Raw genomic sequence first — 25,409 nt, forward strand, 5'->3', positions numbered from 1 at the left:
TCTTCTTCAAAATATCTAAGGCCAGGTTCTGATAATGAAACAGGACATACAGCACATAAAACATATTCATAAACTTCTTCAGATTCATCTACTTTAATATTATCCTTTGTTTTAGTAATAACATCATAAGCATCATGGAAGATAAGTATTAAAAGATTACCTGTGTAATCATAATTATCTATAATGGAATCATAAAAAGCGTCTAAAAGAGTATCATCCTTTAATTGGCTATTTTTAAGCTGCATAAGTGATACTTGCTTTTCATTTATATAATCCTCATTAACTGGGAAGTTAAGCTCTAATATATTATTTCCAATAGTACCTGATAAAACTTTTTTAGCTATTTCTAAGTACTTGAAATATTCATCTTCATCTAAGTTTAAAAATGTTTCTCTAAATTTTAAGATAACATGCTTTTCTCCGTTAACATAGCAACCACACATCTTAGTAAAGGTGCAATGATCCTTTTTTAATCTTCTCTTTAGCTCAAGTATATCTTTCTTTCTCATTTATAAACCTCCTTTAATTTTATCATCTATATTTTTTATAATAATATAAGTATATTATTTTTTCGGTATTATTGAAAGCATTATAAAATTAAAAGTAAAAATATGTAAAAAATATTAGTAATTAATTTTAAGTCTAAGCTTATAAAGCAATACAAAAAAAGTTTTAGAGGTTGCGATATGTTATTACTTAAAAAACAAAAGCCTTAGCTACAAAGGAGAAAAAATAAATTATTACATTATATAAGAAAACCATACTGGCTAAAAGCCAATATGGTTTTTAATTTTATATCCAAGTAATATTAGCATCTTTTCTAGGGGCAGTTCTTTGATATTTAACATCAGGATAACCAATTACTAAACAAGAACTTAAATATTTGCTATCACTAACTCCAAGTAAATCTAAGATTTCCTTGTTTCCTTCAGCTGCCCTTAATAAAAATCCACTAAAGAATGTTCCAAGACCTAAGGCATCAACCATAAGTTCCATATTAGATGAAGCTAAGCCACCATTTATTGGAGTAGGTGATACAACGAATATAGCTAGTGGAGCATTAAAGAATAATCTATCTCCCTTTATAGGATCTTTTTTATATTCATTGTAGTTGTATAACCACATGTTAGCATATCTTTTTAAGTATTCTGTTTCTGGAGTTAAATTTGCTAAGATATATTCTCCTTTTTTCTTTAAGCTTTCAAAAGCTAAGTCTCTTAATTCATCTAGTTTTTCAGTAACTACTATATAAGAAACATCTTGGCTATTAGTTGAAGTTTGAGTATATCTTCCAGCTTCAATTATTTTTTCTATCTTTTCTTTTTCAATTTCCTTATCTTTAAATCTTCTAACACTTCTTCTAAATTTAATAAAGTTTAATAGGTTATCTGCATCTACTGAAAAATTATCTTTATTATAAGGAAGTACTTCCTCCATATTATAATCATCTGTCGAAACTGCTTTTACTGGACATATTGCAACACAGTGACCACACTTTAAACAATTGTCATTATTAATATCTGCTTTTCCATCTTTTAATGAAATAGTACGAGTTGGGCAATCTTTAATACATTGAGAACAACCTATACATAAATTTTTATCAACATTAAACATTAAATCACTCCTTAATTTATCCAAGAAATAACATAAGAAAATTTGTTATTTTCATTATTTTTAATAGAATCAATTTCTTTAAATTCACCATTTATATTATTTTCAATAGCTGTTAAATGAAAATGACAAAGAGCTATTCCAATATCGATTTTAGTGAATCCTTTATTATTAGAAAGATAAAAATGTATATTATTATTATCCTTTAAAACTCTCCAAGGTTGCTTGTTAACAGCTGATGGAGCTAGTCTTAGCATTTCAAGAGGTTCAAGGTATTTACCGGAATTAATAGAATCAAGGGGAGTATCAAAATTATTATTAAAAAATAGTTCTGAATAAGGTTTACGCTTATTTTTATTACTGCCTATTAAAGATCCTATAACAGATTTTTTTCCACCTTCATATCCAACAGGAGAAACTATTGGAAGTGTTTCATTTTCACCTAAATTTATAGCTTTTGCAAAACCGCCCTTATTAAAAGTTCCACCTAGCCATACTGTACCTAATCCTAAAGAAGTACAATATAAAATAACTTTTTCTAAAGTATAGCCTAATGATATTAAAGATAAATCATCATTTTCACAGGCTGCTGCTAAAAAATAGTTTGCACCTTTAATTACTCCATAAGTTCCAAGTTTTAAGTCTTTATTGGAGTCATCTTTTTTTATTAATTTAATTTTTATTTTTTTATTAAAAGGATTTGTAACTGTATTTATATAATTTTCAATTTTTTCAATTATGTCTTTAGGCAAAGATGTATCATTGTAATTTCTAACAGAATATCTGCTTGTAATTAATTCTTTTATTGGTTTATTAAATATAGTAGTCAAAATAAATACCTCCTGTAAATTAACTTGACCTTTTTATAAATTAAATTTATAATTTGTTATTAAATAAATATTATATTTTTATGGAACAATGTGATTATATCACTATAAAATAGTGTATGTCTAATTTAAATAAATTATAAATGTATAACTAAAAGTTATAGAATGTTAATATTTCAGTATAAAGAAAATCCTTAGTTTTATTTGGATTTTTTACTCCATCTAAAGGTTGGGAATTTGAAATATAGTCACGGGAGCTTATTACCTCTATCCATAACTTTTAGAGAAAAATTAATTTAAGTAGATAGATTAAATATATGAGATAGAATATCTAATATTAATGTTTAATATTAAAGAAGATACACAGGAGGAAAATATGAATTTACAACAATTAGAATATTTTAAAGTAATAGCTGAAACTAAAAATTTTACAACAGCATCAAATATATTATCTGTAACTCAGCCAGCTTTAAGTAAAGCAATTTCAAAATTAGAAGAAGAGCTAGAGGTTTCACTTTTTGAAAGAGAAGGACGAAATATAAAAATAACTAAATTTGGAGAAGTATTTTTAAAGTATGCCCATTCCGCCTTAAGTAAAATTGAAAGAGGCAAAGAAAAGCTTAGGGATATGAAAAATAGTAATGATAAGGTTATATCAATAGCATCAACTTATTGTATAGGATCAACCTTTATTCCATTTTTAATAAGCAACTTTTTCAATAATAAGCTACAAGTTAAATTTAATATAAATAATCAATCTACAGAAGAAATTTTAAGAGATTTAAGTCATGGAAGGATTGATTTTGGTTTTTATGACAATATAAAGGAAGGTGAAAACTATCCTCAAATAGAATCTATATTAGTAAAAAAGGAAGAGTATGTTTTAATAGTTCCAAAAAATCATCATTTATCAAGTAGGGAAGAGGTTTCTCTAAAGGAATTAAAAGATGAGTATTTTATAGTATATAAAGATAAATCTTGCAGGGAAAAAATATCTTATTCTGAATTTATAGATTATACTCCAAAGATATTTGCTGAGCCAAATGAGGGGAGTGTGCTCGCCGGGTTAGTGGCAGCAGGAGCTGGAATTGCAATAACTTTAAATACACCTATGATTAATACTAATAAAATTTCTATAGTTAAAATTAAAGAAGATATAGGCTTTAAAAGTATATATATGGGATGGAACAAAGAAATGAATATTTCTGAGGCTAAAGTAGAATTTAAAAACTATGTTATGGAGCTAATTAATTAAATAATAAAAGTCATTTATATATGCTATAAATATGGTTATAAGGTCTATAAATAGTATATAATTAAGGTAATTATATAAAGTGCTGGAGGAGTAAAATGGATATAAAATCAATTTGTATCGAGCTATCAGAAAAATATAATATTAATTCTATGGGGCTATTTGGAAGTAGAGCAAGAGGGGATTTTTATGAAGAATCTGATTATGATATTTTTATAATATCCAATATGACTTTAGATGATGAGTTAAAATTAGAATATGAATTAGAAAAAGAAATTGGCAAGGAAGTAGACTTAGTTAGATTAAATAGAAATACAGATAGACTATTTTTAAGAGATGTATTAAATGAAAGTGTTATTTTTTTTGATGATGGAGCTTACGAAGAATTATATAAATTTGTTGAAAAATTTTTTATAGAAAATAGTGATTTTTTAAAGTTAAGGGAGCGGGATTTAATTGGTTAATCATAATAGAATATTAAAGCTTTTAAAGGATTATGATGAATGGAAGGTTGAATGTTTTGAATGCATTGAGGAAGTTAATGTAACTAGTAATGATAAAACTAGGAATTTCTTAATGCATGGGATTAGAGCTTATTTTTTAGATTTTCATATATTGTGTGAAGATTATATTTCAATAATGCTTAAAGAATTAAATAAGTTTAAAATTGATATATCTGCAATAGAAGGAATGGAAATAATTAAAAAAAGTGGATATGCTAGTGAAGAGTTTTTAGCATTCTATATCATATCTAGGCGGTTAAGAAATAGGCTTGCTCATAGATATAAACTTCCAAGCGATAATGAGCTACTAGAAAATCTTTTTAATAACATTCAAAGTATAGAAGAATTAGAAAATACAATTAAAAATTTATTAAGAGCGAATTAAGTATCTTATGCAAAAAGCTATTCTATATTCTAAATCACTTATATAGTAGTTGGATTTCTAGTTATTTAAGTATCTATTTGTTCACAATGTAAATGTTATAATATATAATATATAAGGGATTATATATTATGTTTTAAATGGTATGATTGGAGATAGACAAATGGAAAATAAAATAAAGACAACAGCTTCTAAGTATCAAAGCATAGCTATTGATATAGCTTCTAAGATAGCTGATGGAAAGTATAATATAGGTGAAAAAATTTATGCTAGATCATCTATAGCAAGTACATATAAGGTTTCACCAGAAACAGCAAGAAGGGCTATTTGTATTTTAGATGATCTTAATATAGTTGAATCTGCAAAAGGAAGCGGAGTTATTATAAAGTCTTATGAAAATGCAGTTAAGTTTATTAAGCAGTATCAAGATACTGAGACTATAAATGATATAAGATTAAATATGTTAAAAAGTGTTGATAGGCAAAAGCAAGAACTTGATTATTTTAATAATTGTATTTCTAATTTAATTGAAAAAACAGAAGCTTTTAGATCAGTTAATCCATTTATGCCATTTCAACTTACAATTACTAAAGATGTAGAACATATTAATAAGTCAGCAGCTGAGATTTCATTTTGGAATAATACACAAGCTACTATAATAGCTATAAAGAGAAATGGAGAAATAATACTTTCACCGGGACCTTATGCAATATTAAAAGAGGATGACATTATATATTTTGTTGGAAATGAAGAATGTATAGATAGAGTTAAAAAGTTTTTAAATATAATTTAATATATTAAATTTAAATATAAAGAGCTAATCGGGAATGATTAGCTCTTTTTCTTTAATTTGACAATAGACAACTTGAGTGCTAATATAAAGTTGACACTTAGTAACAACTTTATACACGAAAAAAGTTGCTACTTTAAAGAGGGAGGTAAAAAATGATTAGATTTGAAAACATCAAAAAAAACTTTAAAGGAAATAAGGTTCTTTCAAATATTTCAATGAAAATTGAAAAAGGAAATTTAGTAGCTATAATTGGTGAAAGTGGATGTGGAAAAACTACGTTATTAAAAATGATAAATAGATTAATAAATCCTAGTAGCGGTAAAATTTATATTAATGATAAAGATATTTCGGAAGGTGATGTAATATCATTAAGAAGAAATATAGGTTATGTAATTCAACAGACAGGTCTTTTTCCACATATGACAATAAGAGAAAATATTGAAATAATAGCTAAGCTTGAAAATGAAAATTACGCTGAAATTTCAGAAAATACAGTCAAATTAATGAATATGGTTGGATTAGATCCCGATAAATATTTAGATAGATATCCAACTGAATTAAGTGGAGGTCAGCAACAAAGAGTAGGAGTTGCAAGAGCCTTTGCAATAGATCCAGAAATAATATTAATGGACGAGCCTTTTTCAGCATTAGATCCTATAACAAGAGTGGATTTACAAGATGAACTTGTATCACTTCAATCAAAATTTAAAAAAACAATAGTATTTGTAACTCATGATATGGATGAAGCAATTAGAATAGCAGATATGATTTGCATAATGAAGGGTGGAGAAATTATTCAATATGACACTCCAGAAAATATTTTAAAAAATCCTATAAATGATTTTGTTTCAACCTTTATAGGAAAAAATCGTATTTGGTCATCTCCAGAGTTTATCAAAGTATCAGATATAATGATTGAAAATCCTATAACATGTAGTTCAGAACTATCAGTTCTAAAGTGCATTGAAAAAATGAGAAGTAACAAGGTAGATAGTTTAATTGTTATTAATAGAAATACTAAAGAGTTTATTGGAATTGTTAAGGCAAAGTATTTAAGAAAGATTGAAGATAAATCACAGTTAGTTGGTGGTTTAGTATCAGCAGATGTAAAAACTCTTAACGTAGAAGAAAATATACTAGATGCATTAAAGGTTGTTAATGAATTTAAAATATCTACAATACCAGTAATTGATGATAAAAATATAATTCGTGGATTAGTTACTAAAAGTAGCTTAGTAACTGTATTAAGTCAGCAATACATTGAAATAGAGGAGGATGAAGATGAGTTTAGTTCAATATATAATAGATAATAATCAGCAAATATTAAGTTTATTATTAGATCATATTAAGTTAACGGCAATTTCAGTTGGATTTGCAATATTAATAGGAATTCCTTTAGGGATATTAATTAGCTATAAAAAGAAATTAAATAAGCCAATTTTAAGTGTAGCAAATGTTGTACAAGCAATACCAAGTATGGCTTTATTAGGATTTTTAGTTCCATTTTTAGGAATAGGTACAACACCAGCAATAATAACAGTAATTTTATATTCATTATTACCAATAATAAAAAATACCTTTACAGGTATAGATAATATAAATCCTACAACACTTGAAGCAGCAAAGGGAATAGGGTTAACTAGATTTCAAATATTAACAAAAATACAAATTCCGTTAGCATTACCGGTAATAATGGCAGGTGTTAGAATTTCAGCAGTTACAGCTGTTGGACTTATGACTATGGCAGCATTTATTGGAGCTGATGGACTTGGGTTCTTAGTTTTTTCAGGAATAAGAACAGTAAATAATAATCAAATATTAGCAGGTGCAATACCAGCTTGTATTTTAGCCTTATTAGTAGACTTTATAGTAGCAACAGTAGAAAAAATAGTAACTCCTGCAAATATGCAAGGCACATCGAAAAGCACTAGAAAAACACAAAAAATAATATTAATAATAGGAACACTTCTAATAGGAATATCAATAATATTTTCATCATTAAGTGGAATTATAAAAAGTGATAAAGTAATAAATATTGGAGGAAAGGATTTTACAGAACAATCAATTTCTGTACATTTAGTTTCTGAACTTATAGAAAATAAAACAGATATATCTGTAAATAGAAAAATAGACTTAGGAGGAACTCAAGTAGTTTTCTCAGCTATGAATGCAGGTGATATAGATATGTATGTAGAATATATGGGAACTGCTTATACTGATATGCTTAAGTATTCACCTATAAGTGATATGGAAAAGGTATATGATGTTGTTAAAAAAGAATTTAAGGAAAAATATAATATAGATGTATTAGATCCAATGGCATTTAATAATACATATGTATTAGCAGTTACTAAAGAAACAGCAGAAAAATATAACTTAGAGACAATAAGTGATTTTGCATTAGTTTCAAAAAACTTAACATCAGGAAATACATTTGAATTTTTAAATAGAGAAGACGGACTTCCAGGTTTAAAAAAGCTATATAATTTTAATTTAAAAGAAGAAAAGGCTGTAGATGGAGCACCTCGATATGTAGCATTAGTTAATGGCGATATTGATGTAATAGATGGCTTTGCTACAGATGGATTAATGAAAAAGTACGATTTAAAAATACTTGAAGATGATAAAAATCTTTTTCCACCATATTATGCTATTCCAGTAGTTAAGGAAGAAGTATTAGAAGAATATCCTGAAATTAAACCTCTTATAAAGGAATTAGGAGAAGTTTTAACAAGTGAAGTAATGATGGAGCTTAATTATAAAGTAGATGAGCTTCAAATGGACCCTGCTACAGTAGCAAGAGATTTTTTAATAGAAAATAATCTAATTAATTAATATTTTAATCTAATTTTAATCTTTCTTATATTTTAGATTAATTTTCCGGACGTATTATATAACTATAGTAAAGAACGAAATGAAATTTATGGAGGTAATATAAATGGAAAGAAATGAAATGGTTGAAATATTAATGGGGAAGGCTAACATAAGCCGTGAAGAGGCTACAGAAGCTTTAGAACAAAGTAATTGGGATTTATTAGATTCAATAGTTTATTTAGAAAGAAAAGGTAAAATGGAAAATTCAGAAGTTACTACTATAGTAGAAGTAAAGGAAAAAGCTAAGGAAGAAAAGAAGGAAGACAAAAAGCATGAAGATAGCTTTGGTGGAATTGGTGAAGTTATAGGAAGAATGTTTAAGTTTGCAGGAAAGATTTTAAGAAAAGGAAATGATACTTTCTTTGAAATAAGAAAGGCAAATGAAAAACCAATTAGAATATCTTTAACAATTTCAGTATTATTATTAATCTTCTTATCAGTACCAACAATTATATTATTAGTAATAGGATTATTCTGTGGATATAAATATTCAATGACAGGAAAGAATTTTAATTGTGAGGGAGTAAACACTATTTTTGAAGAAGTATCTAAATCAGCAGATCACATTAAAAAGGATTTCCAAGAAGGATATAAGAACTAGTTAACAGTGAAAAGTTAAAGAGTAAAAGAGATTTTGATTATATATTCAAGGTCTCTTTATTTTTGTGTAGAAATATTATGTAAGATGTTATAATTTAAATAGTAGGAAAGGAGGGTTATTATGGAAAAGCTTAAGGCTGTAGAAAAATTAAGGGATAAGGCTAATGTAAGTTATGAAGAAGCTAAAGATGCTTTGGAAAAAAGTAATTGGGATATACTAGATGCTATGTTAAGTTTAGAAGCTAGTGGAATAGTAAAAAAGCCTTCAATTAGTGTGTTTTATACTAATGAACATAAAGAAGGTTCTAATAATAATAGAGAAATACTTAATATGAAAAAAGAAGAAAAAGATTATAATTATAAAAAGAAAAATGATTTTGAGGGGATTTTTGAAGCTGTATGTAAGGTTATAGATACAGGAAATAATATTTTTATTTATATAAAGAGAAAAGAAAAGATATTTTTAAAGATTCCTCTTACAGTAGTTGCATTGCTTTTATTTTTTGCCTTTTGGATAATAATACCTTCAGTAATAGTAGGATTATTTTTTGATATAGAATTTGTAGTTTCTAGTAATAAAATTAATGTAGATAATATAGATAAGGTAAATAATATTTCAAAGGAAATGTCAAAGCATGCTAGAGAAATAAGAGAAAAGATAAAAAAGGGGGTTAAATAATGTTTAAGGTTTTAATAGTTGAGGATGAAGAAAAAATTGCTAGATTTATAGAACTAGAGCTAATTCATGAAGGATACAAAGTAATAAAAGCAAATAATGGTAGAGTAGGATTAGAGATTGCAGAAAAGGGGGAAGCTGATTTAGTTCTTTTAGATGTTATGCTTCCAGAAATTAATGGTCTTGAAGTATTAAGAAGACTAAGGAGAACTTCTGATGTTCCAGTTATAATGTTAACTGCAAGAGATGCAGTTATGGATAAGGTATCAGGATTAGATGCTGGTGCAGATGATTATATAACTAAGCCCTTTGCAATAGAAGAATTACTTGCAAGAATAAGAACAGCTCTTAAAAAGAGAGTAGTTACTATAAAAAAAGAAGAAAAAATAAGTTGTGGTTTATTAGCCTTAGATAAAACAAGACACAAGGTAACTTATGATGAAACAGAAATAGAATTAACTAATAGAGAATTTAATTTACTTCAAATATTAATTGAAAATAAAAATATAGTTTTAACTAGAGATGTGCTTATAGAAAAGGTATGTGGTTATGATTATGTTGGAGAAACAAATGTAATAGATGTTTATATTAGATATTTAAGAACTAAAATTGATGATAGATTTAACACTAAGATTATAACTACAGTTCGTGGAGTAGGATACGTAATAAAGGATGAGTAAGAAAAAGAAGAAAAACAAAAATGTTACATCTATTGCAATAAAGATAAATTCTATTTCAGTTAGAGATTCATTTTTTAAGTTTCTCGCCATTGATATGGTAATAATTATTATTTTAATGTTATTTTGGTGTATGGATGCTGAAAAAAGCTTTTATGGTGAAGTAGTTAAAACGGCTAAAAGGTCTTTTGAGCTTTTCCCAATAGAAACATCAGCATATACTGTAATTTGGGATAATGGAAAAACAATGGTTAAGGAAGCAAGTGATATTTTACTTTTAGTTAAAAAAATCCTTATAGTTTTAGGAATTATGCAAGGGATATTCTTATTTGAAGATATAATATTTGGTACAGCTAAAATTAGAAAGTCCTTAAAGCCACTTAATGAAATAGTAGAAGCTACTAATAGAATTAGTAATATGACCTTTGATGAAGAAAAATTCCAAAGTATTGAAGATGCTATATCTAAGATAAGTCCAACTATTTCAGATGAAAGGATAACTATTGAAGATAGTGAACTTCATGGTTTAGAAGAAGCAATAAATCAATTATTAGATAGAATGAGAGAATCCTATAGGCAGCAAGCTAGGTTTGTTTCAGATGCATCTCATGAGCTTAGAACTCCAATATCAGTAATTCAAGGTTATGCAAATATGCTAGACCGTTGGGGTAAAAAGGATGAAAGTGTATTAGATGAATCTATAGCAGCAATAAAATCAGAATCAGAAAATATGAAAAACTTAGTTGAGCAATTATTATTCTTAGCTAGAGGGATAAATGGTAAAACTCATTTAAGCAAAACAGAATTTTTACTTAATGATATGATAAATGAAGTGTTTGAAGAGTCAAAAATGATAGATAATAACCACGTATATAGATTTGTAGCTTTAGAAAATATAACTGTATGTGGAGATATAGGACTGCTTAAGCAAACAGCAAGAATTTTAGTTCAAAATGCAGCTAATTATACAGAACAGGGGGAATCTATAACACTTAGGGTTGGTAAGAATAATAATGGAGAAGCTTATTTTTCAATTCAAGACAATGGAATAGGAATTGATGAAAGTGATGTTTCTCATATATTTGAACGTTTTTATAGAGCAGATACTGCAAGAGTAAGAAAAGATGGTGGAACAGGTCTAGGATTATCTATAGCAAAGTGGATTATAGATGGTCATAAAGGATATTTTAGTGTCTTAACAAGAAAAGAAATAGGAACGAGAATAACTGTATTTTTACCTTAATAATTTAAGGTTATATTTTTAATATGTGTTGATATTTAAGTGTTTTATAAATATTACTAGTAAGTAAGTTTAAGTAAAAATTAATAAGTAAAAGTGAATAGTTAAGGATTAAACCTCTACGAATTTTATAAAAAATATATTTTATAAAACTTCTCAAGGAGTTTTTATACAAACTCTTACTTTTTAATTCTTACTTCTTAACTAGTAATATGAATTTTTATCAACACTAGGTTAAAACATAGGTATTAAATAAGTATAAATTTAAAAAATAAATTTTATATATACATGGTGTAAAGGGAATAATGGTTTTATGAGGCTTTATTTAAATAAGGAATTTGAAAGGATATATATATTATGATATTTAAAGTTTTATCTATTTTATTTCATGTTATAAACTTAGTAACTATTGGATTTATGGTATTTAAAGAAAAACGTTCAGCAAATAATATAATTGCATGGACATTTATCTTATATGTATTACCATATGTAGGTTTTTTTGCTTTTTTAATTATTGGCAGAAAGACTAATAATTCAAAGATGTTTATTATGAAGGAAGCGGAAATAAATATTTTTGAAAATTACAAAAAGCAAGTTAAAGAAAGAGATAAATCAGAAATATATGCAAAAAATAGAAAAAATCTAGATATGATATTAGCAGTTGAAAGTATGGATTATTCGCCATATAGAACTGATAATGAAATAGAAATGTTTTCTGATGGAAAGGACTTTTTCAATGAACTTTTAGAAAGTTTAAAAAAAGCAAAGAAAAATATAAATATTCAATTTTACATATTTAAAAATGATGATATTGGAACAAAGATATTAAACATATTAGAGGAAAAGGCTAAGGCTGGAGTTCAAGTAAGATTATTATATGATTCAGTTGGAAGTAGATCTCTTAATAGAAAGAAATTAAAATCTTTAATTGATGCAGGCGGAAAAGTAGGAGAGTTTTTCCCAGCATTGTTAAAGGTAATAAACTTAAATATGAATTTTAGAAATCATAGAAAAATAGTTGTTATAGATAATAAGGTAGGCTTTGTTGGTGGATTTAATGTAGGAGATGAGTATTTAGGAAAAGACCCTAAGTTTGGTTATTGGAGAGATACACATATAAAATTCCGTGGTCCAGCAGTAAAAGATTTAAATTTAAGATTTTTAGCAGATTGGAGATATGCAACTAAGGAAGATATTGATTTAAAACATGTTTTAATTGATGTTAATGAAAATGAAAAGGGTCCTGGAAATAAGGGGATGCAAATAGTATCAAGTGGGCCAAATCTTAGTGATGTATATGAAATAAAATTATCTTACTTAAAGATGATACAAAGAGCTAAGAGATATATATACATACAATCTCCATATTTAATAATAGATAAAAGTATAGCTGATAGCTTAAAATTAGCTTCTGCTTCAGGTGTAGATGTAAGAATAATGCTACCAGGAAAGGGTGACCATCCATTTGTTTATTGGGCAAACTTAGTTTATGCAGGAGAAATCTTAAATTACGGTGTTAAAATATATCATTATGATAAAAATGCCTTTTTACATGCAAAAACTGTAGTTATTGATGATGAAGTATGTTCTATAGGAACAGCTAATATGGATACAAGAAGTTTTGAATTAAACTTTGAAGTAAATGCATTAATTTATTCAGAAGAAATATCTATGAAGCAAAGAAGTGAGTTTGAAAAGGATATATTAAATTCTAAAGAATTAACTATTGAAGAATATAATAAGAGAAGCAAGGGCGTTAAATTTAAAGAAGCCTTTTCAAGGTTATTCTCAGGGGTTTTATAATATAAAACAATGAATATATTATATGAACTTTTCATATTAAATTACTGATAATTTCTAATAATAAAGTTTATTGAAGCGCTTAGTAGGGAGATTTTTTCTTACTAGGCGCTTTATATAATTTTAATAAAAATATAATTTTAAGATTTAAGCTTTCTAAAGGCTAAGGGTGTTTTTCCATGAACTTTTTTAAACATTTTTACAAAGTTACCACTATGGTTATATCCAACTAATTTAGAGATTTCATCTACACTTAATTCTGTTGTAGAAAGTAAGTTTTCAGCAGTAGTCATTCTTATAGAATTAGTATATTGCTTAATAGACATATGATATTTAGCTGAAAATCCTGCCTTTAGTTTTTGTTCATTTAAAAATACCATTTTACTTAATGCCTTTATAGTAGGAGGATTGCAAGCATCCTTTGTTAGTATATCATGAGCCTTTTGTATTGCACTTACATCTGAAGCAGTTAAGGAAATAAGTCTATCTTTTCCTATCTTAATCTCTCCATAGTTTAATTGATTAGTAAAAGTATTTTCAGGCGATAAAGATATTTCATTATAGAGTAATGCAATTGATTCTAATATCTTACTTTCTAAATATAAGGGAGTTAACTTATGGACTTCGGCTAAGCTTCTTAAATTTTGAACTATAGAAGCTATTTCTAAAGGAAGATAACGATAAGTAAAATTAGAAATAAAATTATCAAAATCTATGGTGTCAGGAAAATTGGGTTTTATTATTTCATCAAAATATTTCTTATAAATAGTTATTTCTGCACCGTGAAAATGTTGACCTTTAACCCAAGCTTGTTTTCCCTTAAGTCCTTTTTCAGATACAAAAAATGAGGAGGGACTAAATGAGGAAATAGGGTTATTTTCAATTATAAATTTAGTTTCACCAGTATATACAGTTCCAAAGCGCATTAAATCCTCCTTATGAGAAAAGGAAAGAGAAAAGCTTTTTGGAATAGTATAATCTCCAATACCAAATTCATAATAATCTTTTCTACTGTATTTAATAAAATATCCAAGTTCAGGTTTATCTTTATTTTTATAAATAGTGTAATGCTCAGTTGGATATGGGGTGAATGTAAGTTTATTTAAAACATTATTTTGAAAATCCTTAGTAGTTTTAGAAATCATAAAATGCTCCTTTTTATAAAGAATAAAATTATTTAAGCTAAATAATTTTAATAATAATTACAAATTAAACAAATAATAAATAAACGTAAAATGACTGTATTTTAAGTCAATGTTGACAGCGTTATTTCATCAACATTAGTTTAAAACATGGTCTTAAAAATTATTTATTTAGATGATAAAATTATTAAATTAGTTGCAATGATTGAATTGAGAATGAATATCATATACAATAACAACAAGTAAAGCGTAGCATAAAAAAATGTGAAGAACAATACTAAGGAGGCAAATTATGAAGATGAATTTATTTAAAAAATTATTAGTTCCTTGTATGGCAGCGATGTTATTTGTTAGTTGTGGTGCAAATGGTGGAACTACAGAAAATAATAAAACAGAAGATACTATTGTAGTTACAGATGTAAGAGGAGAAGTTGAAATTCCAGCTGAACCTAAGACAATAGTTGATTTAAGTGGTAATAGTGATATTTTATCAATATTAGGATATAAAGTTTCAGGAACAGCAAATAGTGATGCATATGATTACACTAAGTTCCCAACATATTTAGAAGAAACATTAAAGGGAGCAGAAATATTAGGATATAGCATGCAAGATACTATGGATATAGAAGCAGTTATGAATTTAAATCCAGACTTAATAGTTATATCAACAGTTCAAGAAAAAATGTATGATCAATTAAGTGAAATTGCTCCTACAGTTATGATTCAATTAGAAGCTTTAAATTGGAAGGATGACCTTAAAGCAATTGCAAAGGTATTTAATAAAGAAGCAGAAGCTGATAAATGGTTAGCTGATTATGAAGAAAAGGCTATAAAAGAAGGAGAGAAGATTAAGGCTGAATACGGAGAAGATACTACTTATCTTTCATTCTTAGCAAGTGGAGGTCAATTCTTTATATTTGATGGTGCAGGATTTGGTAATGTTTTATATGAAGATATGGGATTAGCTAAGCCAGAAGGAATGCCAGCTCAAACTGATATAAGCTTACCAGTTGTAACTTATGAAGGATTAGCAGCAATTAAATCAGATTATATATTCTTAATTGCTACAAAGGAAGATTTAGCACAGCTTGAAGCTAATGCAATTTGGAATAGCCTACCTGCTGTAAAGGAAGGAAAGGTTGTAGTTTTAGATTCATCACCATACTTTAACCAAGGATATAGCTCAATAGGAAGAGATTTATTAGTAGATGAAATAGGTGATATGTTAAATGAAACAAAGTAAGAAACATACAACAATATTTATAATTTGTGGTTTGTTACTTTTAGTAGGAGGACTGGTTCTAGCTATAAGGCTAGGATCCGTCCATATTACTTTTAGTGACATATTTGATAGTATTTTTAATTATAGTGAAACTTTAGAGCTTATGTTAGTTAGAGATGTACGTATTCCAAGAGCTCTTTCTGTATTATTAACAGGAGGAATTTTAGGAGTAACAGGTGCAATGATTCAAGGAGTTACAAGAAATCCAATAGCTGAACCATCTATATTAGGTATTAGCCAAGGGGCAACATTAGTAATTGCAATTTTTTATGCAGCGGGAATTACTATAAATACTAAAAATGTAATGGTGGCATCATTAATAGGAGCTTTTGTAACAGGAATAATAGTTTTATTCTTTATATCAAAAAAGCAAAATAATAATTCTATTACAAAGATACTTTTAGCAGGAACAGCTATGAGTACATTTTTCATTTCATTAACAACTATAGTAGGATTATTATCTAACCAATCTCAAATGATAGGATTTTGGGTTACTGGAGGCTTTAGAAATGCAAGCTGGGGAGACTTTAAATTAGTATTTTTTGTAGGCGTAGTAGGATTTATTATAGCAATGTTATTATCACCAAAGATAAATATTTTGAATTTAGGTGATGATGTTGCTATTGGTCTAGGAGAAAACCCACAAAAGATAAGGCTTATTACTTTATTAGTAATGATACCAATGTGTGCGGCAGCAGTTGCAGTTGGTAAAAATATAGTGTTTGTAGGACTTATAGTTCCTCAAATAGTTAGAAAATTATTAGGAGAAGATTACAGAAGAAATATTCCATGTTCATTTTTACTTGGAGCAGTTCTTTTAACTTATGCAGATATTGCAGCAAGGATGTTATTTGATCCTTATGAAACTCCAATAGGAGTATTTACATCATTAATAGGAGTACCATTCTTTATATGGATAGCTAGAAAGGAGAGAGGATAATGAAGAAAAATAAATTTAAAATAGTTATAGTAATTTTATTAGCTTTATTAGCTATCTCCTTTGCAGTTACATTATGCTGGGGAACTTATAAGATTTCCTTAGGAGAAGTTCTAAATACCCTTATGGGAAATGGAAGTAAGGCTCAAAATACAGCAATATTAAGTATTAGACTTCCAAGGCTTTTAGTTGGAATGTTTGTGGCCATTGCATTATCTACAGCAGGAGCAATTCTGCAAACTATAACTAAAAATGATTTAGCTGATACAGGGATAATTGGTATAAATGCTGGTGCAGCAGTGGCTGCAGTATTATTTATTACATATCAAACATCAAATTATTATAGTGAGCTAGGTAGTCTTTCTATATTTGTTTTACCTTTTATGGCTGTAGTAGGTGCAGCCGTTACAGCATTTTTTATTTACATATTATCTAGTAAAAAAGGAATAAAGCCAAAAAGACTTTTATTAATAGGAATAGGATTAAATGCAGGACTTAATGCTTTTATTACCTTCTTTACCTTTAGAGGGGGAGTTGGTGACTACAATAGAGTTTTAGTTTGGACATCAGGAAGCCTTTGGGGATCAGGTTGGAGCTATGCAAAGGTAATTATTCCAATAGTAACATTTATGTTTATATTAGTCTTATTAAATCATAAAAAACTAGATGTTTTAAATCTTTCAGATGAGATTTCTATATCTTTAGGATTAAATATAGAAAGAGAAAGAAAGAAGTTTTTAACTTATTCAGTTATATTAGCTGGAACAGCGACAGCCTTTGCAGGTAATATTGGATTTTTAGGACTTATATCTCCACATATAGCAAGAAAGCTGGTTGGTTCTTATCATAAAAACTATATTGTAGTTTCAGCAATGATAAGTGTAATAATAACTCTTCTTGCAGATGCAGTTTCAAGAAATTTATTTTCTCCAATTGAAATTCCAGTTGGAATAACAGTATCTATATTTGGAGTACCATATTTTATTTATTTAATGATGAAGGAGTAATAATTATGGAAGCTATTAGTGTAAAGAATTTATCAGTAGCATATGAAGATAATATTATAATTGAAAATATGAATTTATCTATACCAAAGGGTAAGATTAGCATAATAATTGGAGCAAATGGATGTGGGAAATCAACATTGCTTAAAACTATAGCAAGAATTAATAAGCCTAAAAATGGAGATATTTTTATAAATAATAAAAACATTAAGGGATTAAAGGAAAAAAATATAGCAAAGGAAGTAGCTTTTCTTCCACAAGGACCAGTATGTCCAAGTGGATTAACAGTTAGAGAACTTGTAGCATTTGGTAGATTTCCACATCAAAATATTATAGGTGGACTTAATAAGCATGATAAAGAAGTTATTAATTGGGCAATAGAAGAAACAGGATTAAAGGAATTTGCTGATAGAGAAATAGAAAATTTATCAGGTGGACAAAGGCAAAGAGCTTGGATTGCAATGACTTTAGCTCAAGAAACAGAAATTATAATGCTTGATGAACCTACAACTTATTTAGATATGTCTTATCAGCTAGAAGTTTTAGAGGTACTAGAAAAACTTAATAAAGAAAAGAAAATCACAGTAGTTATAGTTCTTCATGAGCTTAACAATGCTAGTAGATTTGCAGATAATATTATTGGATTAAAAAAAGGTAGTATTATTTGTCAGGGAAAACCAATAGATGTAATTAATGAAGAAAGCTTAAAAGAAATATATGGAATAGATGCTAGCCTTAAAAATAGTGAAAGTGGCAATTATCCAATATGTATGGAATATAAGCTTTTTAGGGAGAAGTAATGAAAAATAAAAATTTTATAATTATAGTTATAGGGCAAATTATATCACTGTTTGGAAATGCTATTCAAAGATTTAGTATGTCTTTATATCTGTTAGAATTTACAGGAAGCACTGCAGCTTTTGCAAAAATATTAGCTATATCAACTATACCTTATATATTATTTGCACCTATTGCAGGAAGGCTTTCAGATAAGATAAATAGAAAAAAGATAATGATATACTTAGATTTATTTTGCTCAGTATTAATAGGGGCATATGCCTTTGTATTACTTAGAGGAAGAGATAGTGAGCTAATAGTTGCAGCAGTAATGTTTATACTTTCTATATGTTCTACATTATATGGACCAGCAGTAGTAGCTTCAATTCCACAAATAGTAGAAGAAGATAAGCTTACTTCAGCTAATGGAATAATAAATCAAGTTGGATCAGTTGTAAACTTTGTTGGACCTATTTTAGCAGGGATATTATATGGACTTGTTGGTATAAAGATAATAGTAATAATTAATGCTATAAGCTTTTTAGCTTCAGCAATAATGGAATGTTTCTTAGACATACCGCAAGTAGCTAAAGAGGAAAACTTAGATGTTGATAATATAAATGAAAGCAAGGTATTTTCATTAGCCTTTATAAAACAATCATTTATAGATATGAAAAATAGCTTCTTATATTTAAAAAATGAAAAGAAAATTATACTTGGAATTATAGCTTCTTATGCTTTAGGAAATATATTCTTAGTACCAATATTATCAATAGTAGCACCGTACTTTATTAATATATTACTTGGACTTCCAGCAGAAGTTTATGGAATAGTAGAAGGTATTTGTGTTTTAGGAATGATATTAGGTGGATTTTGGATTAGTGTAAAGCCTAATATGTTTTCAATGAAAAAAGCACATTATACATATATTCCAATGATAGCTGGAGTTACATTAATGGCTATAATAGGATTTATAAATTTAAATAACTATTTATTAGCAGGACTTTTTGCAGTTGGGGGAATGGGCATAATGTTATCCTTAGCATTATCAAATGTTTTAACATTAACATTTATACAAAAGGAAATTCCAGCAGGAATGCTTGGAGGAATTTCAGCATTTTCAACAGCCGTAGCTACAATAAGTGTTGCACCAGGACAATTATTATTTGGACAGGTAATAGAAATAGGAATCCCAATAGGAGTAATTTTATTAATAACAGCAATAGCCAATATAGGACTTATGGGATTTATTAAATGGAATGTAAGAGAATTAAGATAGATACTTATATGTATTTTTTATATTTTAATCTAATGTTGATAAAGTTCATATTCTTAGGCAAGAAGTAAGAATGACAAGTAGGATATAGAATTTTTGTGAAATTTATTTCGAAAAAATAAATCGAAAAGAAATAAATGAAAAAAATTTTAAAAGTTAATTAAAACTTAAAAAAAAATTTTTTAAAAATTTTTAAAAAATTGTTGATTTAATGTAAAAAATGTATTATATTTAATGTATTAAAATCGAATTATTTAAATTAATTGGGCGTGTTATCAAAATATGTAAATTTGAGCATTAGCCAGAAAGAAAAAAGTATATATATTATTTATATATATATGGATTCTTTCTGGCTTTTTTTGTTGTCTAAATTTAAATTTAATTCAAATATGATTTTAGGGGGGAAGATTCATGATAAAAAGATCTAAAAGAGGATTAGCAGCAATGCTTGCTGCAGCTATTGCATTAACAAATGTAATGGGAAATGTTAAAGTATCAGCTGAAATAATGGAACCTTCAAAGGTAATGGATTATGAAATTTATCCAGTACCACAAAGTACAGAGTATGAAAATGGAGACTTTACTATTGGAAATAGTGTAAATATAGTTTACGAAACAGGTGTAGATATTTATACGAAGAATCGTCTTTCAGAAATTTTAGAGAAACATAATATTAATTTTGAAGTTTCAACTGGAATTGTTGATGGTAAGACAAATATATTAATAGGTATTAATGAGTCTGGTGAACTTGTAGACGTTTACTTTAATGAGCAAGTTCCTCATCAAGAAACATTCTTTGATGAAAACTTAGATTCACATCTAGTTTATGCTAATGAAGGGGTAATTGGCGTACTAGGAGAAGATGCAGACAGTGCTTTTTATGGAGTAACTACTTTAAAACATGTATTTAATCAATTAGAGGATGATAACACAATTAGAAACTTTAGAATTGATGATTATGCAGAAGTTGCATATCGTGGATTTATAGAAGGATATTATGGAAACCCATGGTCAAATGAAGATAGAGCAGACCTTATGACTTACGGTGGAGATTATAAATTAAATCAATATATCTTTGCTCCTAAAGATGATCCATATCATAACTCAAAGTGGAGAGACTTATATCCAGAAGCAGAACTTCAAGAAGTAAAGAAATTAGCTTTAGCTGGTGAAGCCAGCAAAACTAGATATGTATATGCATTACATCCATTTATGCATAATGCTATGAGATTTAACACAGAGGAAAATTATCAAGCAGATTTAGATGTAATTAAAGCTAAATTCACTCAATTAATAGAAGCTGGAGTAAGACAATTTAGTATATTAGCAGATGATGCAGGGGTGCCACCACAAGGTCCTACAACATATGTAAAATTATTAGAAGATTTAACAGTATGGTTAAGAGAGCAACAAGAAATTTATCCTGATTTAAAAGATGGAATTATCTTCTGTCCAAATGATTATATGGGATGGGGAGATTCACAACAATTAAAAGAAGTAAATAAAGCTGGTGACAATATTAGTATTATGGCAACTGGAGGAAGAATTTGGGGAGAAGTTTCTCAAAGCTTTGGAGAAAGCTATAAAAACAATATTGCTTCAGAAGGATATGAAGGAAGAGCACCTTATTACTGGATAAACTGGCCATGTTCAGATAACTCTAAGCAACATTTAATAATGGGTGGAAATGATACGTTCTTACATCCAGGTGTAGACCCATCAACTATACAAGGTGTAGTTTTAAATCCTATGCAACAAGCTGAAGCTAATAAATCAGCATTATTTGCAGCCGCTGATTATGCTTGGAACATTTGGGATAACAAGGAACAAGCAGATCAAAACTGGAGTGATTCATTTAAATATATGGACCATGGAACAGCTGAAGAAACAGCTTCATCACTTGCTTTAAGAGAATTAAGTAAGCATATGATAAACCAAAACATGGATGGAAGAGTTACTAAACTTGAAGAATCAGTAGAATTAGCTCCTAAATTAAATGCTTTTAAAGAAAAATTTGCAACTGGAGCAAGCATAAAAGAAGATGCTGAAGCATTAATACAAGAATTTACAAACTTAAAAAATGCAGCAGCTTACTATAAAGAAAATCCAGGAAATCCTCGTACAAGAGATCAAATAATTTACTGGTTAGATTGTTGGGCTGACACTACAGATGCAGCTATTGCATACTTAAATGCAGCTATTGCAATTGAAGATGATTTAGGAAATGATGTTATATGGAATTACTATTCAGAAGCACAATCAGCTTTTGAAAAATCAAAAACATATACGTTCTGGTATGTAGATCATTACCAAAATGCAGAAGTCGGAGTACAACATATAGTACCATTTATAAAGACTTTAGCACAAAATTTATCAGAAACAGTTTCTTCAATTGTAGATCCAAGTAAGCTTATAACAACAGTTATAACTAATAGACAAGATGCTCCAGTTGGAAGCTTAGAAAACTTATTAGATAAAAATCCAGAAACAGAAGTAGTATTTAAAAATCCAAGTACTATAGATGTAGGAACTTATGTTGGAGTTAAATATAATAAGGCTATAAAAATAGAAGATATTACAATAGATATGGGTGCAAGAGGAAATTCAAATGATACTATGCAAGAAGCTAAGATTCAATATACAGAAGATGGTAAGACTTGGATAGATTTAGATGGTCAATTATATACAAAACCTGGAAAGATAGAAGTAGAAGGTTTAGATATAGTTGCTATGGGAGTTCGTATAATTGCAACTCAAGAAAAGACAAATACATGGTTAGGTATTAAAGACTTTACTATAAATAAAAATACTGAAGTAGAGGAAGAAGAAGCACCAATAGATGCAACACTTATGAGAACACCAGGATGGAGTGTTTATAGTGGAAATGAAGCTAGCTTAACTGATGGAAATGATGATACATCTGTTTGGTATAGAACACACACAGGGGATGTAACTAACGTTGGAGACTTTGTTGGATTAGACTTAGGAGAAGTTATAAACGTAGGTAAGGTTCACTTTGTAGTTGGAGCTGGAGATGGAGATAAGTGGTCAGATTATAAGTTAGAGTATTCAGTAGATAATGAAAACTGGACAGAGTATAAGACTTATTCAAGCAATGCTGGAAAAGATATTATAGATGAGGACCTTGGTGGTGTTGAAGCTAGATATGTAAGAGTTACAAACTTAAAGCAACTTAACAAGTGGGTTAAATTCTCAGAATTACAAGTTAAAAGAAGCACAACAACAGAATATACTAGACACGTTTATTCTAATGTAAAAGTTGGAGTAGAATCACAATTTGTAGATGAATCACTTACAAAATTATTACCTAAAAATGAAATTACTTTAAACCAAGGTGAATATATAGGTATAAAATTAGATCGTATTAAAGATTTAAGAAGCATAGATTTTGAAGCTTCAAATATGGATGGTTTAAAATTACAAACTTCAATGAATACAATTGAATGGAAAGATGTAGATTTTAATAATTTAGAAGATGCACGTTACATTAGATTAATTGCAGATAAAACAGTTACATTTGATTTAGGTAAATTTGAAGTTAATTCTAATGAAGTATATGAGCCATCATTAGTAAGTGCATATACAAATAGCTATGGAGATGTAGAAGCTGCATTTGATGGAAATTATAGCACTTCAGCTAAATTCTTTGCAGCACCTAGAGCAAATGACACAATAGTTTATGATTTAGGTCAAACTATTAATGTTAGAGATCTTAAGTACCTTGTATATGATACTGAAAAAGATTATATGCGTGATGGTAAGATTCAATTATCTTTAGATGGAGAAACTTGGGTAGATGCAATAACTGTTGGTGATGGCGTACAAAATCCTTCAAGTGATTTAAATACTAAGCCAGGAGATAATGGATATAAGCATGGAAGTATATCAGGTGGAGTAGTTCCTATATCACATAGTTATATAGAAAGTGGAGAAATTGAACAAGAAGCTAGATATGTAAGAATGTTATTTACAGCTGGTTTCCCAGACCGTTGGATGGTAATAAACCAATTATTAATAAATAATGGACAATATGTACCAACAGTAAATAATCCTACATTTGTTTCAAATCCAATTGAAGAAAAAGGATTTGCACCTGGAAATATAGTTGATGGTGATTTAACTACAGGATATAAACCAAATACAAATAACGGAGAAATTAAAAACGGAAGCTTAACTTACCGTATTTCAGAAAAAACTGATATAAAGAAAATTAATATCGTTCAAAGTGGAAGTGAAATTTCTAATGCTAAGGTTATGGTTAGAACAGGAATTAACGAAGCTGGAGAAGAAGTTTGGAATCAAATAGGAAAGTTAGATAAGAGCTTAAATGAAATAGTAAATACTAAGTATGAAAATATATTTGAAATTAAAATTGAGTGGGAAGGAAAAGCTCCTACAATTTATGAAGTAGTTACTATAAATGATTATGAAGTTCCAAATATAACTGATTTAGAAGAATTAATATCTTCATGTACTTATGAAGAAGGAAGCTATACAGCAGGAAGCTTTAAAAATTACGCTAAGGCTCTAAAAGAAGCTAATAAAGTTTTAGATAACCTTGGAAGTGCTACACAATCAAGTATTAATAAAGCTAAGGAAAACTTAGTAAATGCAATTACAGGATTAGTTAACATTTCAGGATTAAAGGATGCTGTAAATCAAGCCAATGCAATATTAAGTAGTGATGTTAATTACACAGAAGAAACATTAAATATTCTTAACAATGCATTACAAGCTGCTAATACAGTATTAGCTAATGAAGATGCGACTCAAGAAGAAGTTACTGTAGCAATAGATGAATTAACAGCTGCAATAGAAGGCTTAGAAGAGGAAATTGAAATCTTCAAAGAACATTTAAAAATTATATTAGATGAAGCTAAGAAAGTATCAGAAGAAGAACTTTCAACTGTTGTACCAGTAGTTGTAGAAGAGTTTAAAGCTGCAATGGTAGAAGCAGAAGCAATTTTAGCTAATGAAAAAGCAACTCAAGCAGAAGTTGAAGCATCATTTATTAGATTAAGTGAGGCAATGCATAAATTAGAATTCAAAAAAGGTGATAAGAAATACCTAATAGAGCTTGTATCAGAAATAGATAAATTAAATTCAGATGCATATATTAAGGAAACTTGGGATAACCTTACTGTTGTATTAGCAAATTCAAAAGCTGTAATAGCTAATGAAAATGCAATGCAAGAAGAAGTAAATGAAACTTATACTGAATTAGTAAGAGCATTTGCACAATTAAGATTAAAACCTAATAAAGAGTTACTTGAAGACTTAATAAACAAGGCAGAAGCTTTAGATTCAAGTAAGTACACTAAGGAAACTTGGACTGTATTAGAAGGTAGCTTAGCATTAGCTAAAGATGTTCTAGTAAATGAAGATGCAACAGAGGAAGAAGTATCAAATGCTGTTAAATCACTTCAAAGAGCTATGGACGGATTAATAGCAAGTGCTGGAGATGGAAACGGAAACAATAATAACGGTGGTTCAGGAAATAATGGTGGCTCAAACAATAATGGATCAGGAAATAACGGTGGTTCAAACAATAATGGGTCAGGAAATAATAATAACTCAAACAACAATAATGGTGGTAAATTACCTCAAACAGGGGGAACACCAGCAGCTGCAGTAGGATTATTTGGATTATTAACAGCAGCAGTAGGTACACTTTTAAGAAGAAAAAATAAATAATATAAAAAATGAAGTAGGCATTTGCCTACTTCTATTTTTAT

21 protein-coding genes are annotated in these 25,409 nt (G+C 28.2%); 17 read left to right on the plus strand and 4 right to left on the minus strand.

Annotation, left to right across the window (positions count from 1 at the left end):
* The 3 genes from ACRDBA_RS02175 to ACRDBA_RS02185 form a co-directional block, all read right to left on the minus strand.
* On the minus strand, positions 1–509 hold a 509-nt coding region (locus ACRDBA_RS02175), incomplete at its 3' end, for a DUF4317 family protein (RefSeq protein ID WP_438571299.1).
* 283 nt (positions 510–792) lie between these two features.
* Positions 793–1,614 carry a nitroreductase family protein gene (locus ACRDBA_RS02180; protein WP_438571300.1) on the minus strand — a complete coding sequence of 274 codons (822 nt, stop codon included), beginning with the start codon at positions 1,612–1,614 and terminating at the stop codon, positions 793–795.
* A gap of 11 nt (positions 1,615–1,625) precedes the next feature.
* On the minus strand, positions 1,626–2,441 hold the full coding sequence (locus ACRDBA_RS02185) for a nitroreductase family protein (protein ID WP_438571301.1): 816 nt from the start codon (positions 2,439–2,441) through the stop codon (positions 1,626–1,628).
* 373 nt (positions 2,442–2,814) lie between these two features.
* Here ACRDBA_RS02185 and ACRDBA_RS02190 point away from each other — a divergent pair, with 373 nt between their 5' ends.
* The 11 genes from ACRDBA_RS02190 to cls all read left to right on the plus strand — a co-directional run bounded on the left by ACRDBA_RS02190 (position 2,815) and on the right by cls (position 13,238).
* Positions 2,815–3,693, plus strand: coding sequence for a LysR family transcriptional regulator (locus tag ACRDBA_RS02190; RefSeq protein ID WP_438571302.1), 879 nt, complete (start codon positions 2,815–2,817; stop codon positions 3,691–3,693).
* A 95-nt stretch (positions 3,694–3,788) separates the two neighbouring features.
* Complete coding sequence (locus ACRDBA_RS02195; protein ID WP_438571303.1) at positions 3,789–4,154, plus strand: nucleotidyltransferase family protein; 366 nt, start codon at positions 3,789–3,791, stop codon at positions 4,152–4,154.
* Positions 4,147–4,578 (plus strand): hypothetical protein, encoded by a 432-nt coding sequence (locus ACRDBA_RS02200; protein ID WP_438571304.1) that lies wholly within the window; start codon positions 4,147–4,149, stop codon positions 4,576–4,578. The genes ACRDBA_RS02195 and ACRDBA_RS02200 overlap by 8 nt, the downstream gene beginning before the upstream one ends.
* 160 nt (positions 4,579–4,738) lie before the next feature.
* Positions 4,739–5,368, plus strand: coding sequence for a TrkA C-terminal domain-containing protein (locus tag ACRDBA_RS02205; protein ID WP_438571305.1), 630 nt, complete (start codon positions 4,739–4,741; stop codon positions 5,366–5,368).
* 152 nt (positions 5,369–5,520) lie between these two features.
* Complete coding sequence (locus tag ACRDBA_RS02210) at positions 5,521–6,678, plus strand: ABC transporter ATP-binding protein (protein WP_438571306.1); 1,158 nt, start codon at positions 5,521–5,523, stop codon at positions 6,676–6,678.
* Positions 6,650–8,203 (plus strand): ABC transporter permease/substrate-binding protein, encoded by a 1,554-nt coding sequence (locus ACRDBA_RS02215; RefSeq protein ID WP_438571307.1) that lies wholly within the window; start codon positions 6,650–6,652, stop codon positions 8,201–8,203. Before ACRDBA_RS02210 ends, ACRDBA_RS02215 begins: the two co-directional genes overlap by 29 nt.
* A 103-nt stretch (positions 8,204–8,306) precedes the next feature.
* Positions 8,307–8,843 carry a DUF4342 domain-containing protein gene (locus tag ACRDBA_RS02220; protein ID WP_438571308.1) on the plus strand — a complete coding sequence of 179 codons (537 nt, stop codon included), beginning with the start codon at positions 8,307–8,309 and terminating at the stop codon, positions 8,841–8,843.
* 120 nt (positions 8,844–8,963) lie between these two features.
* Entirely contained in the window at positions 8,964–9,521 is a 558-nt protein-coding gene (locus ACRDBA_RS02225) for a DUF4342 domain-containing protein (protein WP_438571309.1), read from the plus strand.
* Entirely contained in the window at positions 9,521–10,198 is a 678-nt protein-coding gene (locus tag ACRDBA_RS02230; RefSeq protein ID WP_438571310.1) for a response regulator transcription factor, read from the plus strand. Before ACRDBA_RS02225 ends, ACRDBA_RS02230 begins: the two co-directional genes overlap by 1 nt.
* Positions 10,191–11,438, plus strand: a complete 1,248-nt coding sequence (locus tag ACRDBA_RS02235) for a sensor histidine kinase (protein ID WP_438571311.1) — start codon at positions 10,191–10,193, stop codon at positions 11,436–11,438. The genes ACRDBA_RS02230 and ACRDBA_RS02235 overlap by 8 nt, the downstream gene beginning before the upstream one ends.
* Before the next feature lie 354 nt (positions 11,439–11,792).
* Positions 11,793–13,238 (plus strand): cardiolipin synthase, encoded by a 1,446-nt coding sequence (cls, locus tag ACRDBA_RS02240; protein WP_438571312.1) that lies wholly within the window; start codon positions 11,793–11,795, stop codon positions 13,236–13,238.
* Positions 13,239–13,375: 137 nt separating this feature from the next.
* On the opposite strand, the gene ACRDBA_RS02245 is transcribed toward cls, so the two are convergent.
* On the minus strand, positions 13,376–14,380 hold the full coding sequence (locus ACRDBA_RS02245; protein WP_438571313.1) for a helix-turn-helix domain-containing protein: 1,005 nt from the start codon (positions 14,378–14,380) through the stop codon (positions 13,376–13,378).
* Between the two features lie 289 nt (positions 14,381–14,669).
* Here ACRDBA_RS02245 and ACRDBA_RS02250 point away from each other — a divergent pair, with 289 nt between their 5' ends.
* The 6 genes from ACRDBA_RS02250 (at position 14,670) to ACRDBA_RS02275 (ending at position 25,368) form a co-directional block, all read left to right on the plus strand.
* On the plus strand, positions 14,670–15,620 hold the full coding sequence (locus ACRDBA_RS02250; protein WP_438571314.1) for an iron-hydroxamate ABC transporter substrate-binding protein: 951 nt from the start codon (positions 14,670–14,672) through the stop codon (positions 15,618–15,620).
* Positions 15,607–16,599, plus strand: coding sequence for a FecCD family ABC transporter permease (locus tag ACRDBA_RS02255; protein ID WP_438571315.1), 993 nt, complete (start codon positions 15,607–15,609; stop codon positions 16,597–16,599). Before ACRDBA_RS02250 ends, ACRDBA_RS02255 begins: the two co-directional genes overlap by 14 nt.
* Complete coding sequence (locus ACRDBA_RS02260; RefSeq protein ID WP_438571316.1) at positions 16,599–17,603, plus strand: FecCD family ABC transporter permease; 1,005 nt, start codon at positions 16,599–16,601, stop codon at positions 17,601–17,603. Before ACRDBA_RS02255 ends, ACRDBA_RS02260 begins: the two co-directional genes overlap by 1 nt.
* Positions 17,604–17,608: 5 nt before the next feature.
* Positions 17,609–18,400 (plus strand): ABC transporter ATP-binding protein, encoded by a 792-nt coding sequence (locus tag ACRDBA_RS02265; RefSeq protein WP_438571317.1) that lies wholly within the window; start codon positions 17,609–17,611, stop codon positions 18,398–18,400.
* Positions 18,400–19,656, plus strand: coding sequence for an MFS transporter (locus ACRDBA_RS02270; protein WP_438571318.1), 1,257 nt, complete (start codon positions 18,400–18,402; stop codon positions 19,654–19,656). The genes ACRDBA_RS02265 and ACRDBA_RS02270 overlap by 1 nt, the downstream gene beginning before the upstream one ends.
* Positions 19,657–20,064: 408 nt before the next feature.
* Positions 20,065–25,368, plus strand: coding sequence for a beta-N-acetylglucosaminidase domain-containing protein (locus ACRDBA_RS02275; RefSeq protein ID WP_438571319.1), 5,304 nt, complete (start codon positions 20,065–20,067; stop codon positions 25,366–25,368).
* The last annotated feature ends 41 nt before the right edge of the window (positions 25,369–25,409 follow it).

It is taken from the genome of Clostridium sp., assembly GCF_051654825.1.
Lineage (GTDB): Bacteria > Bacillota > Clostridia > Clostridiales > Clostridiaceae > Clostridium.